The sequence below is a fragment of the Pseudomonas sp. R1-18 genome, from assembly GCF_051132095.1.
Classification (GTDB): domain Bacteria; phylum Pseudomonadota; class Gammaproteobacteria; order Pseudomonadales; family Pseudomonadaceae; genus Aquipseudomonas.
The window spans coordinates 3,243,949-3,256,541 of record NZ_CP071658.1; the positions used below are offsets into that span (position 1 = coordinate 3,243,949).

Annotated in this window: 15 protein-coding genes and 1 other RNA gene; 10 read left to right on the plus strand and 6 right to left on the minus strand. The window is 56.4% G+C overall.

Annotated features, from left to right (window positions below):
- Position 1 precedes the first annotated feature (1 nt).
- The 7 genes from J3P77_RS14890 (at position 2) to hemN (ending at position 4,821) form a co-directional block, all read left to right on the plus strand.
- Positions 2-400, plus strand: a complete 399-nt coding sequence (locus tag J3P77_RS14890; protein ID WP_434677371.1) for a hypothetical protein — start codon at positions 2-4, stop codon at positions 398-400.
- 231 nt (positions 401-631) lie between these two features.
- Entirely contained in the window at positions 632-1,030 is a 399-nt protein-coding gene (locus J3P77_RS14895; protein WP_434677372.1) for a hypothetical protein, read from the plus strand.
- Positions 1,031-1,087: 57 nt separating this feature from the next.
- The gene (locus J3P77_RS14900; protein ID WP_434677373.1) at positions 1,088-1,546 is read left to right on the plus strand and encodes a hypothetical protein; all 459 of its coding nucleotides are present in this window, start codon (positions 1,088-1,090) and stop codon (positions 1,544-1,546) included.
- 511 nt (positions 1,547-2,057) lie between these two features.
- Complete coding sequence (locus tag J3P77_RS14905; RefSeq protein WP_434677374.1) at positions 2,058-2,579, plus strand: Imm15 family immunity protein; 522 nt, start codon at positions 2,058-2,060, stop codon at positions 2,577-2,579.
- A 158-nt stretch (positions 2,580-2,737) separates the two neighbouring features.
- A complete protein-coding gene (locus J3P77_RS14910) occupies positions 2,738-2,986 on the plus strand; it encodes an Imm32 family immunity protein (protein WP_434677375.1) in 249 nt (82 codons plus the stop codon).
- 85 nt (positions 2,987-3,071) lie between these two features.
- On the plus strand, positions 3,072-3,335 hold the full coding sequence (locus J3P77_RS14915; protein WP_434677376.1) for a PAAR domain-containing protein: 264 nt from the start codon (positions 3,072-3,074) through the stop codon (positions 3,333-3,335).
- Between the two features lie 103 nt (positions 3,336-3,438).
- A complete protein-coding gene (gene hemN / locus J3P77_RS14920; protein WP_434677377.1) occupies positions 3,439-4,821 on the plus strand; it encodes an oxygen-independent coproporphyrinogen III oxidase in 1,383 nt (460 codons plus the stop codon).
- A gap of 4 nt (positions 4,822-4,825) precedes the next feature.
- Here hemN and J3P77_RS14925 read toward each other — a convergent pair whose 3' ends face one another.
- The gene (locus J3P77_RS14925) at positions 4,826-5,293 is read right to left on the minus strand and encodes a chemotaxis protein (RefSeq protein ID WP_434677378.1); all 468 of its coding nucleotides are present in this window, start codon (positions 5,291-5,293) and stop codon (positions 4,826-4,828) included.
- Positions 5,294-5,446: 153 nt separating this feature from the next.
- Between J3P77_RS14925 and fnr the strand changes: the two genes are divergently transcribed.
- Both fnr and J3P77_RS14935 read left to right on the plus strand, forming a co-directional pair.
- The gene (gene fnr, locus J3P77_RS14930) at positions 5,447-6,181 is read left to right on the plus strand and encodes a fumarate/nitrate reduction transcriptional regulator Fnr (protein ID WP_434677379.1); all 735 of its coding nucleotides are present in this window, start codon (positions 5,447-5,449) and stop codon (positions 6,179-6,181) included.
- Between the two features lie 63 nt (positions 6,182-6,244).
- Complete coding sequence (locus J3P77_RS14935; RefSeq protein WP_434677380.1) at positions 6,245-6,793, plus strand: adenine phosphoribosyltransferase; 549 nt, start codon at positions 6,245-6,247, stop codon at positions 6,791-6,793.
- A 60-nt stretch (positions 6,794-6,853) separates the two neighbouring features.
- Here the strand turns inward: J3P77_RS14935 and recR are convergent, their stop codons facing one another.
- The 4 genes from recR to dnaX all read right to left on the minus strand — a co-directional run bounded on the left by recR (position 6,854) and on the right by dnaX (position 11,376).
- Positions 6,854-7,456, minus strand: a complete 603-nt coding sequence (recR, locus tag J3P77_RS14940; protein WP_434677381.1) for a recombination mediator RecR — start codon at positions 7,454-7,456, stop codon at positions 6,854-6,856.
- 168 nt (positions 7,457-7,624) lie between these two features.
- On the minus strand, positions 7,625-8,659 hold the full coding sequence (locus tag J3P77_RS14945) for an NADP-dependent oxidoreductase (protein WP_434677382.1): 1,035 nt from the start codon (positions 8,657-8,659) through the stop codon (positions 7,625-7,627).
- Between the two features lie 172 nt (positions 8,660-8,831).
- Positions 8,832-9,158: a YbaB/EbfC family nucleoid-associated protein gene (locus J3P77_RS14950; RefSeq protein WP_004886053.1), complete on the minus strand. Its 327-nt coding sequence runs from the start codon at positions 9,156-9,158 to the stop codon at positions 8,832-8,834.
- A 61-nt stretch (positions 9,159-9,219) separates the two neighbouring features.
- Positions 9,220-11,376 (minus strand): DNA polymerase III subunit gamma/tau, encoded by a 2,157-nt coding sequence (dnaX, locus tag J3P77_RS14955; protein ID WP_434677383.1) that lies wholly within the window; start codon positions 11,374-11,376, stop codon positions 9,220-9,222.
- A gap of 273 nt (positions 11,377-11,649) precedes the next feature.
- Between dnaX and J3P77_RS14960 the strand changes: the two genes are divergently transcribed.
- On the plus strand, positions 11,650-12,156 hold the full coding sequence (locus tag J3P77_RS14960) for an N-acetylmuramoyl-L-alanine amidase (protein WP_434677384.1): 507 nt from the start codon (positions 11,650-11,652) through the stop codon (positions 12,154-12,156).
- Between the two features lie 232 nt (positions 12,157-12,388).
- Here J3P77_RS14960 and ffs read toward each other — a convergent pair.
- Positions 12,389-12,485: signal recognition particle sRNA small type (gene ffs, locus J3P77_RS14965), an RNA gene on the minus strand.
- Between the last annotated feature and the right edge of the window lie 108 nt (positions 12,486-12,593).

A 12,593-nucleotide genomic window follows, 5' to 3' on the forward strand; every position in this document is an offset into this window, starting at 1 on the left:
GATGAACGACTCAATCGAATACGTTAAAAAAATTTTTGACGACTACCATAGATTCGATGACGGATTGATACTTTCGTTTGGACACGTACGTAAACCAAGCGAAAGACTATCCGCAGAGATGGTCTTCCATGCCAGAAACCAAAGTCTGGACGGAGATATCTGGCGGAATATCAAGATTATTGTCAGGGACGTCAAAGAGTTTCATTCCCATGTAATGGGCAATGAAAGCTATTCTATATGCGCAGGGGTAAAGCTTTTAAAATTCGGGGACGTCTGGTGCATCGATATTGATGGAGTTTATGATAACAATATGGACCCCCAAACGATGGAGGATATCAGGAGGTTTGGGCGGTGCTACGTAACTGGACGTACGGTTGAGGTATATGAGCTCGATGACTGAAGAGCACACGCTGCGCCATTGAGGACGAAATTTGTTTTTTTGCAGACCGCTCTTTACTTCCTTATGGCGGAGAAAGTTAGCACTGTCAACGTAGCTGTACTTGCATCAATGACGCGCTAACTGAGCCCCAACGCGCTGGGCATTCATACCGTCACATGTACAACTACGCGCCCTGAATTTTACGCGGCCATGTCACATCAAATGTAGGTCGCAACATTCCGAGAATTAACCATGCCTCAACCCACCGAATCGATACAAAAGATTTTTGAAGACTACCACCGATTTGATGATGGTTTGATTGTTTCGTTCGAGTACTTCTACCCAGAGGGAGGTGCGCTTGCGGTTAAGATTATGTTCTACGCTCGGAACCACAGTCTCAATGACAACGTGTGGCGGAACGTGCGGATCATCATGCATGACGTGAAAGAGCTAAACGTAAAGGTCAGAGGCAATCAGTTTCAGTCGATTAGCTCCGGAGTGAAACTACTGAGATTTGAGGACGTATGGTGCATCGACGTTGATGGCGTTTTCACGGATGACGAGGATCCCGCGACACTTGAAGAGGTTCGCGAGCTTGGTCTTTGCTATGTGGTTGGTAATGACATTGAAGCATATGAACTAGACCATTAATCCAGGAAACAAAATCTGGCAAACTTATTCCTAAAAGCTGAGGACATAAGCTATAGAATGATTACTAACAAAGAGATGGACGACATCGACACCCTTGAAGCCATGTTGCTTAAAAACAACATTTCATTGGAAAGCATTAGGGATCACTTTGCGGCCCTAGTGTCAAACACGATTGACCGAATAGTGAAGACCGACAAGGATACCAATGAAGCACTACGCCGTCTAAAAGAAAGCCTGACTAATATAAATAATTTAAGAGCGGCAGGAAACACCGGGAAAATCCCCGCGCAGGAATTTGAGGAAGTGTGGAATATCGAGAGGCATTACCGAACATCAAATCCTCCGGTGGCGGGATTAGCCCGCTGCGTGATCCAGTGCTTAGCAGGCTATGAAACATGGAACGAAAACAACCAAGGCGATCTCACCCCACTGTTCTATCTATATTTCGACATAAAAAAGATAAATTCAGAAATTAAAGGCGAATTTATCAACCACTTCTGCAAATTAATTATCTGAGCGCAATTGCGCCCTCCCCGGAACGTATAGTTTCACGAGCATCCCAAAATAGGGGCAACCAGTAAAAGCTCACGTGTAGCGCGAGCGTAAATTGGGAATCCAACAATCCCTGACAAGAAAAATACGAAAGAGCGCGCGAATGAGATTTAAAATATTTTGCTATAGAGATCGCTTTGAAAACTTTAAGAATATCGCATCTGAGAGGACTGGAAAATTCCCTGCTAAACCGACAGACGATTCCGCGCGGCTGATATGACGTATTTTTTAGTGAGCTGAAGGAGTTGATAGGAAAATCGGGTGAGCTGATCTTCTTCAATCACTCTCAGATTCCATATCTGAGAAAACGCTTTGGAAAAAATAATGTTTTAGCATCCAATGGCATGCGCACTGCGAATGTGGATCAGTTTTAAATTCGGACCGTTCGATTCACAACAAAGGTAGATGGTAAATTCACATTCTCCGAGAACACCATTGGTTGGCTCATTGAACACGGCTGGAGTAAACCCAGGAAATGAAATTCTCAGACATACAGAAAAAAATAATCTCTAAAGAGCCTTACAACGATGCAAATATTTTCGTAGAGGAATACGAGAGCTTTGAAGAGATACCGCTGGCATCTCGTTATAGTCGACTTAAAAAATTCAGAAAAGAGCTGGGAGATGAGGGCGTCCACGACCTTTTAATCAGTCTCTCTATTTTTCTTCTCAATACGGCATTAATTGTGTCAGGACAGAAGGCAAAAAAGGATATTCTGTACGCCATTACATTTACAGACTTTGACTATTGTGCTGGAGATGGATTTATTATCCCCAGCATATTTATATATCCAGACGGGCGCGCAAAAGGCTTTCTTGAAAAAATCCGCTTGCGCAGCGCAGAGTCGTCCAACGAGATAAATACAATAAAGCGCATGTTTGAGAGAAATGGAGCTGCAGATGGATTTGATTTTCTTGAAAGCAGATTTCACGATTCGGCGTGTAATGAAGAAATTATCAGAGTCTTTGTCATACCCAAAAAACGCATGATGGAATAAACAGCCCAACGAGTCTGCTCATAGGCTGCAATAAGACAGAAAATTCGTAAAGCGCGTTCTTCGCCCCTCGCGGTATGCGTAAGCTTTACCACCGGATGATTTAACAGTACTGAGTTCGGCTACTACCAGCCCCCTACATTGAAAGCGAAATCGGCAGCATGAAAAACTTCTCAATCCATGGCACCGAAACCGGAAGCCAGATCTCCAGGCGGCTGGACGAAATCGTAGTTTGCGGCAGTCCGGATACTATCCGAGACCTGGGACTATTCCTGATCACCGCCGCTTACGAGATATCAAAAAATGAACCAGACCACATTCACCTGCAAGATACGATCACGCGTTTTTCCTATAGAAGGCATACCGATGTAATTGTCATGCGAGCAACGGCTCGCCCGAAAAATATCTGACTAATTGCAAGCCCTGTTATCAGTCAGGCGAGTCGGCTTCGTAGCCATCCAATCAAAGTCGCCCCACCCCACAAGAAAACCAACCATGAAAAACATCATCCGCCTCCACGACTCCACCACCCACGGGGGCGTCGTCACGGAAGCCTTCTCGGATACAGACCTCAACGGCCAGCCCATGGCGGGCGTGGGTCATATGGTGTTTTGTCCGTTGTGTAAGGGCAGTTTTGCGATTGTGCAAGGCAGTGCGACGTTCACTGTCGACGGGCGCGCTGTCGCGCTGGAGGGTATGAGCACGTTGTGCGGTGCCACGCTGATTGCCAGCGGCGCGAATGCCGTAGCGGCGGGCTGATAGCGGCGGACGAGCGGACGCTGCTCGTTTGACGCGCATCAAGGTAGGCGCCGCCCGCGCGCCCTAGACTCCGCGCATTGCCAGCCTATCCGGGAATGCCCGCATGCTTGACGCCATCCGTTGGGATTCAGATCTGATCCGCCGTTATGACCTGGCAGGGCCTCGTTATACGTCCTACCCCACTGCGGTCCAGTTTCATACGCAGGTCGGAGGATTCGACCTGCTTCAAGCCCTGCGTGAAAGTCGCAAAGCGCTGCGGCCGTTGTCGTTGTACGTACACGTCCCGTTTTGCGCGAACATTTGTTACTACTGCGCTTGTAACAAAGTGATCACCAAGGACCGAGGACGTGCGCAGGCTTACCTGCGACGGCTGGAGCAGGAAATTCAGATGCTGCCCTGTCACCTGGCGCCCGGCCAGACTGTTGAGCAGCTGCATTTCGGTGGCGGGACGCCTACGTTTCTGAGCCATGACGAGCTGCGCTATTTGATGGCACAGCTGCGCAGTCATTTTAGTCTGCTGGACGATGACTCGGGCGACTACGGCATCGAGATCGACCCGCGCGAGGCAGACTGGTCGACCATGGGGCTGCTGCGCGAGTTGGGTTTCAACCGCGTGAGCCTTGGCGTGCAGGATCTGGACCCCGCCGTGCAACGGGCGGTCAATCGGCTGCAGAGCCTCGAAGAGACCCGCGCCATTGTCGAGGCCGCCCGCACGTTGCAGTTTCGCTCGGTGAACGTTGACCTGATCTACGGCTTGCCCAGGCAGACTCGCGAAGGCTTTGCGCGGACGGTAGCGGAGATCATCAATCTGCAGCCTGGCCGGCTTTCCGTCTTCAATTATGCGCACCTGCCCGAGCGCTTCATGCCGCAACGTCGTATCGAAAGCGCGGATCTGCCGGCACCGCACGTGAAGCTGGAGATGCTTCAGGACACGATCGAGCAACTGACCAAAGCGGGCTACCGCTACATCGGCATGGACCATTTCGCCCTGCCCGACGACGAGTTGGCTGTCGCCCAGGAAGAGCTGACCTTGCAGCGCAATTTTCAGGGCTACACCACGCATGGCCACTGCGACCTGATCGGATTGGGCGTTTCGGCGATCAGCCAGATCGGTGATCTCTACAGCCAGAACAGCAGCGACCTTGCCGAGTACCAGGCGTTGCTGTCGAGCGAGCAACCGGCCACGCGACGAGGCTTGGTGTGCTCGGCAGATGACCGGATTCGCCGGGCGGTCATCCAGCAACTGATCTGCCACTTCGAGCTGGCTTTCGAGGAAATCCAGCAGACGTTCTCGATCGACTTCAAGACTTATTTCGCAGAGGCGTGGCCCGAACTGGAGCGGATGGCGACAGATCGACTCATCGAGCTGAGCGATACGCATATCAGGGTGCTGCCCGCCGGCCGCTTGCTGGTGCGTTCAGTGTGCATGGTGTTCGACGCCTATCTGGCTCAGCAGAATCGGCAGCGGTTTTCGCGAGTGATCTGACCCGTTACATTTTGGCCATGACCAGAATGCCCGCCTTGATCTTGTCGCTATCGCTGGCCTGCAATTGATTCATCAGCACCGAAAGATCAGCGGTCGAGTTACTCACCTGCCGCTGCAACATGCCCAATACCGTCTGCAAAGCCGTGGCCTGCGTCTGACGTTCGTCATAGGTCAGGCTCTTGTCGCTCAGCACTTTCCGGATTTTCTCCATGGTTTCCTCGATTCGGCGTTGCAGCTCACGCACCGCCTTGAGGATCTTCTGCACGGATTGGGGAAGCCCGCTTTGCTCGATGTCGGCGTTGCGCGACGAGGCTGAAGCGGCGGCCTTGCCGGCACTCGATAAGTTGACCTGCACAGCCGGCGTGCTGGCCGATACACCAGGTTCTAAAACGGGGTCGGTAGAGCTGGCAGAAGACGCGGAAACCGCCGTCCGCACTGTAATGCCGCTGAAAATAGGTCCTGATAGTGACATGAGCGAAGCATCCTGCGACGTTTAATCAATAAACAGGCTATCGACCGCCCCCCGTGTTCCTTGATGTCGCACGCGCCCTTCGCTGCTGGCCGAAGCCACTGCGTGTGAGTTACCCTTACGACCTATGTGTGATTTCCCACAAGGAATTAAGTGATGTCCGAGCCAGTCAAGCTGCGTGCTCATTCACAGGCTCATTGCAAGGACTGCAGCCTTGCACCGCTCTGCCTGCCTCTGTCCTTGAATCTTGAGGACATGGAGGCCCTTGATCAGATCGTCAAACGCGGTCGCCCGCTGAAAAAGGGCGAGTTCCTGTTTCGTCAGGGCGATACGTTCGAGTCGGTATACGCGGTCCGCTCCGGTGCGTTGAAGACTTTCAGCATCAGCGACAGTGGCGAAGAACAGCTCACCGGCTTTCATCTGCCGAGCGAACTGGTGGGCATGTCCGGAATGGACGCCGAGGCATATCCGGTTTCAGCGCAGGCGCTGGAAACCACTTCAGTCTGCGAAATCCCGTTCGAGCGTCTGGACGAGTTGTCCGTGCAGTTACCCCAACTGCGTCGCCAGCTCATGCGCGTCATGAGCCGGGAAATCCGCGACGATCAACAAATGATGCTGCTGTTGTCCAAGAAGACCGCCGATGAGCGCATTGCCACGTTTCTGGTCAACCTCTCGGCTCGTTTCCGGGCGCGCGGGTTCTCGGCCAATCAGTTCCGCTTGAGCATGTCGCGCAACGAAATCGGCAATTATCTGGGCCTGGCGGTCGAAACCGTTTCGCGCGTGTTCACTCGCTTCCAGCAGAACGACCTGATCGCCGCCGAAGGCAAAGAAATCCATATCCTGGACCCGATTCAGCTGTGCGCGCTGGCCGGTGGCGCCATGGAAAGCTGAAAACGTGCGATCCAGGGCCGGTCGGCTTAAACTGTCGGCCAAACTTGCCCCGGATCACTCCCGATGATTTCTGATGAAATGAGCTTCAAATCCCTGATTCGCCCGGTCGTGGACTTTCCCAAGGCCGGCGTGATCTTCCGCGACATTACCCCCCTCTTCCAGTCGCCCAAGGCGACGCGTCAGGTAATCGACAGTTTTGTACAGCGTTATATCGAAGCTGACTTCAGCCACATCGGTGTCATGGATGCCCGCGGTTTTCTGATCGGTTCGGTCGTGGCCTATGAGCTGAACAAGCCACTGGTCCTGTTCCGCAAGCAGGGCAAGCTGCCGGCGGACGTATTGTGCGAAGCCTACAAGACCGAATACGGCGAAGCGTTTCTGGAAGTCCATGCGGACAGCCTGTGCGACGGCGACTCGGTGGTGATGTTCGATGACCTGATCGCCACGGGCGGCACGTTGATCGCAGCTGCCAGCCTGATCCGCCGTATGGGCGCTCATATCCATGAAGCGGCGGCCATCATCGACCTGCCGGAACTGGGCGGCTCGCAGCGCCTGAATGAACTGAGCATTCCGACGTTCTGCCTGACCCGTTTTGCGCTGGACGAGCAATAAGTCGAGGGCGCCGCTTGCCTCAGGCGTGGCGGCGCAGATTACATCCAGCCACCTGACCGATTACAACGCGATAGGTTTACGACCGGCGAACGAGTGCGCCAGCGTGCCGCCGTCGACCAGATCCAGCTCGCCACCCAGCGGTACGCCGTGGGCGATGCGCGAAGCGACCAGACCTTTATCGTTGAGCAACTGAGCGATGTAATGCGCGGTGGCCTCGCCTTCAACCGTTGGGTTGGTCGCCAGAATCACCTCGGTGAAGGTGCCCTGCTCGGCGATGCGTTCCATCAGCTGCGGAATGCCGATGGCTTCAGGGCCAAGCCCGTCTAGCGGCGACAGGTGGCCCTTGAGCACGAAGTAGCGACCGCGATAGCCGGTCTGTTCAATGGCGTACACGTCGGTCGGGCCTTCGACCACGCACAGCAGCGTGTCGTCGCGACGCGGGTCGGCACACTGCGGACAAAGGTCTTCTTCGGTGAGGGTGCGGCAGGATCGGCAGTGTCCTACGCCTTCCATCGCTTGGCCCAACGCCAATGCCAGACGCGAGCCGCCGCTGCGGTCACGCTCCAACAGCTGCAAGGCCATGCGCTGCGCGGTTTTCTGACCAACGCCTGGCAGCACGCGAAAGGCATCGATCAATTGGCGAATCAGAGGGCTGAAGCTCATTGGAGAAAAATCCGACGTAAACACAAGACGCGGTTTATACCCGCGCCTTGCTGCAAGCGTCAATTCAGGCTTTTGAATATCGAAGCTTTGCAGATCATGCTTTGAAAGCTATCGCTTCGAAAACTGTAGCTTCGAAAACCGTAGCCTCGAAAACTATAGCTTCGAAAACTATAGCTTCGAAACTTCAACCACCAGCTTGCCGAAGTTATGGCCTTCCAGCAGGCCGATAAAGGCTTCAGGCGCGGCTTCAAGCCCTTGCACCACGTCTTCGCGGAACTTGATCCGCCCCTCTTTGACCAGCGGTGTCATGGCCTCCATGAACTCGCCGCGGCGCGAGCCGTAGGCCTCGAACACGATAAAACCCTTCATCAACGCGCGTTTGGTCAGTAGCGTGCGCAGCAGCAGCGGCAACTTGTCGGGCCCTTCGGCGTCGCCCTGGGCATTGTACTGTGCAATCACACCGCAAACCGGAATTCGCGCTCCGGCGTTGAGCAACGGCAGCACTGCGTCAAATACCTTGCCGCCCACCAGTTCGAAATAAACGTCGATGCCCTGACCGCACGCTTGTGCCAGTTCTTCGGCAAAGCCCTCGCGCTTGTGGTCGATGCAGGCATCGAAGCCCAGTTCATCCACCACGTATCGGCACTTTTCCGCGCCGCCGGCAATGCCCACTACCCGCAGGCCGTTGAGTTTGGCCACCTGTCCGACCACCGAACCCACTGCGCCCGATGCCGCTGCAACCACCAGCGTCTCCCCGGCCTTGGGCTGGCCGATATCCATCAGGCCCATGTACGCAGTCATCCCGGGCATGCCGAGCACGCCTACTGCCATCGACGGGCTGGGCAGGTCAGCCGGGACTTTCAGCAATCCGGAGCCGTCATTGATGCTATGGGTCTGCCAGCCGGTCTGGCCAACCACCAGCTCGCCGGTCTTGAAATCGGGGTGACGTGATTGCTCGACCACGCTGACCGCGCCGCCTTCCATGACTGCGTCGATTTCGACCGGGTCGGCGTAGGATGGCGCGTCACTCATGCGTCCACGCATGTAAGGGTCAAGTGACAGGTAGAGCGTACGCAGTTGGACCTCACCATCCTGCAGATCCGGCAGCGCCTCTCGTTCCAGCCGGAAGTTTTCCGGCGTCGGCCTGCCTTGCGGGCGAGAGGCCAGGACGATTCGCTGGTTTAGGATCAATTCTGCATTCATCGTTCAGACTCCTGAAGCCTTGGGGTATGAAAAGCAGACAGTCAGGCCCTTTGAGCGTTCGGTTGGATGTGGGTCGTAGCGCCTCACGCCGGCCAGAAGAAAACGTTCGACACAAATGGCAGGCAAAAAAATGCCAGGCACCGGGCCTGGCATCGGGACACTGCAAACGCGATCAGAACGGCAGTTTCATGCCCGGCGGCAACTGCATGCCAGCGGTCATGCTGGCGGTCTTTTCCTGGCTGGCCTGTTCGATCTTGCGGACAGCGTCATTGACGGCCGCGGCGATCAGATCTTCCAGCACTTCCTTGTCTTCCTGCATCAGGCTGTCATCAAGGTTGATGCGCTTGACGTCGTGACGACCGGTCATCACTACGCTGACCAGGCCTGCGCCTGATTGGCCGGTGACTTCCGCGTTGGCCAGCTCTTCCTGCATCTTGGCCATTTTTTCCTGCATTTGCTGGGCCTGCTTCATCAGGCCAGCCATGCCACCTTTCATCATGGGATATCTCCTCGAAAATGGATGGTTCGTTTGCGCGGCGCCATCAGCGCCGAGCCATCAGTTAATGGGTCTGCGCTACCGGTGCGTTCACAGGGGCAGCGTCCACGGGCTTAATCGTATCCTCGCGGATCACCGCACCAAACTGCTGCAACATCTGCTGGATGAACGGGTCCGCATGAATCGACGCTTCGGCCTCTCGCTGTCGCTCTGCCCTGAAGCGAGCCGCGGCCTGAGCAGGGGTTTCCTGTTCAGGTTTGATCAGCTCGATACGCAAATTGATCGTACGACCGTGCAGCTGGTTCAATGCATCGTTGAGCCGGCGCTGCTGGGTCGAGTTGAACAGCGCACTGTGCGCCGGGTCCAGGTGCAACAGCCAGCTATCGCCGTCGGCTTCGATCAACGTGCAGTTGGCGGCAATACTGCCGGTCATCCCCGAGATAGGCAATTTCGGAAACATTTCCAGCCACTCGGCCGCCAGGCCGGTGGCAGGCATGGCAGCCGGCATCGGCTCCGGCTCCATGGGTTCTTCATCACTGACGCTGTCATGGGCCAGTTCATCCAGGTAGCTGTAGGACGCCGGATCGATATCCACGTCCGGCTCTACGTAATCGTCGTCCGGCGGCGGCTCGTCATCGCCATGCATCGGCCCCGAAAGCCGGCTGGCGTCCGGCACGGATTCAAGCATGGCCGGGGTCACCTGTTGCTCGACGGCAGGCGCAGGCGTTCCCGTTTCGGGTGCGTCGGGCACCGGGCTGGCCGGGGCTGGCGCGGGCATAGGCGTCAGCTCGGGTTGTTCGGCGACGGTATCGAGCACCGGTTCAGGCACTTGCGGCACCACCGGCGCGGCAGCCTGCGCCAGCTCGGGCTCGGGCTCGGTCTGTGGTTCGGTCAGGGCCTGCGCTGGAGCCTGAACAGCGGGCGTTCTTGGCTCGTTCCAGGGCAGATCGATTTCTTCGACAGGTTCAGCCTGCGCAACCGTTGCCGGAGCCGGTTCGGCAACAGGCGCAGCGGTTACGGATGCAATGGGCGCCACCGATGCAACCGGTGCCGCACCGGCCACCGCAGCCAGGGAATCAGCCGTGGCCTGGCTGATCCCCGCTGGCTTTAGTGGCTGTTTCGGTGCGTCGACCGTGTCGGCTGGCCGGAAGGCCAGCATGCGCAGCAGCACCATCTCGAAACCGCCGCGCGGTTCGGGCGCCAGTGGCAAATCGCGGCGACCGATCAATCCCATCTGGTAATAGAACTGCACGTCTTCCGCGGGTAGCGCCTGAGCGAGCGCAAGCACACGGTCGCGGTTGCCATGCCCGTTGTCGACGCCTTCAGGCATTGCCTGGGCAATTGCCACGCGGTGCAGCACGTTGAGGATTTCCGACAGCACGCCGTTCCAGTCCGGGCCCTGCTCGGCGAGATGCCGTACGGCCTCAAGCACTCCGCGCGCGTCGCCTTCGAGCAGCGCGGTCAGTACGTCGAACACCTGACCGTGGTCCAGCGTGCCGAGCATGGCGCGCACATCCGCGGCCATGACCTTGCCCTCGCCAAAGGCGATGGCCTGATCGGTCAGGCTCATCGCGTCACGCATCGAACCGTCGGCAGCGCGGCCCAGCAACCAGAGCGCGTCGTCTTCGAACGGCACGTTCTCGACCCCGAGGACATGGGTCAAGTGCTCGACGACGCGCTCCGGCGTCATGTTTTTCAGCGAGAACTGCAGGCAGCGCGAAAGGATGGTCGCCGGCAGTTTCTGCGGATCGGTGGTGGCGAGGATGAATTTGACGTAGGGCGGCGGCTCTTCAAGCGTCTTGAGCAATGCGTTGAACGAGTGGCTGGAGAGCATGTGCACTTCGTCGATCAGGTAGACCTTGAAGCGTCCGCGACTGGGCGCGTACTGCACGTTGTCCAGCAGTTCGCGAGTGTCCTCGACCTTGGTACGACTCGCGGCGTCGATCTCGATCAGGTCGACGAAACGGCCCTCATCGATCTCCTGGCAGACCGAGCAGGTGCCGCACGGCGTGGACGTGATGCCTGTTTCGCAGTTCAGGCACTTGGCGATGATTCGCGCGATGGTGGTCTTGCCGACACCCCGGGTGCCGGTGAACAGGTAGGCGTGATGCAGGCGCTGGCTGTCCAGCGCATTGATCAAGGCTTTCAGCACATGCGTCTGGCCGACCATTTCGCGGAACGAGCGCGGACGCCATTTACGTGCAAGAACCTGATAACTCATTGAAAACCGTCGCGACTGGAAACCGGAAGACCGCTAATGCTAGCGGAGCAGGGGCAAAAAAGCATCTGGTGTCCTTCTGTTATCGGGTCAGAGGCCGCAAAAGCCCGCTTTGATCGCCAAGTCAAAGCGTCCGGCGCGGAAAAAAGGCGATACAGCCAAAAAAGTTACAACCAGTCGACTTTTCCTACAGTATCTGTAACGAAGCTGAATTGACCCGCTTATCGTTTTTGTATTCCTTACAAGACTCCAATCAACTTGCAAGGAAGCAAGAACATGAACACAGCAACATCAACCGCTGCCCCGCGACTCAAAGACCGTGAAACCACCGACCTGATCGTCGTGCACTGTTCCGCCACCGGCCCTGCAGCCGACATCGGCGTCGCGCAGATCACCCAGTGGCACAAGCAGCGCGGCTTCGATACCGTCGGCTATCACTATGTGATCCGCCGCAACGGCACTCTGGAAACAGGGCGCCGCGAAAGCGAGATCGGTGCACATGTGCGCGGCCACAATGCGAATTCCATCGGTGTCTGCCTCGCCGGTGGCGTGGACGCCAAGGGAAAGCCCGAGAACAACTTCACCCCTGCCCAGTTCTCGACGCTCGAAACCCTCTTGGGTGAACTCAAAGGCCGCTACCCCCACGCCCGCATCCTCGGCCACCGCGACCTGTCCCCGGACAAGAACAGTGACGGCAGGATCACCCCGGATGAATTCATCAAGGCATGTCCGTCATTTGATGTAACGCAATGGCTGGCCCAGCGGGAGGCGCTGTTGTCATAACAGGCATGCGTCAAACAGACGCGGCGGCGGATTGCAGATGCAGTCTGTTGTCGCGTTTGGGTGACTTACGGAAAAAGCGAATAAACGAGGCGAGGCCGGTTCTGCTCGATGCAAGATCGAACGGCTGAAGCATGAAAGGAGATGTGTATTGGCTGCATCACCGGGGCGGTGATGGATGACGTGGACGTCACCGGCAAAAGAAGGATGTCTGGGAGAGTTCGTCAGGTGGCAACCCCACCAGCCACACCCCGGCACACAATGTCACCGCTACGGCTGCTCCCTTCCAGGCCTGACCGGGTTCACGGCTGATCGTTGCGGGGGGACCGATGGGGTCACCATAACGATGCCCGCCAGTTGGCGAGCCGCGCCATTGTACCGGTCTGACGCGAAGTTACAACCGTTGATGTCGATAAAAAATCTGAAGAAGCTCAAGCACT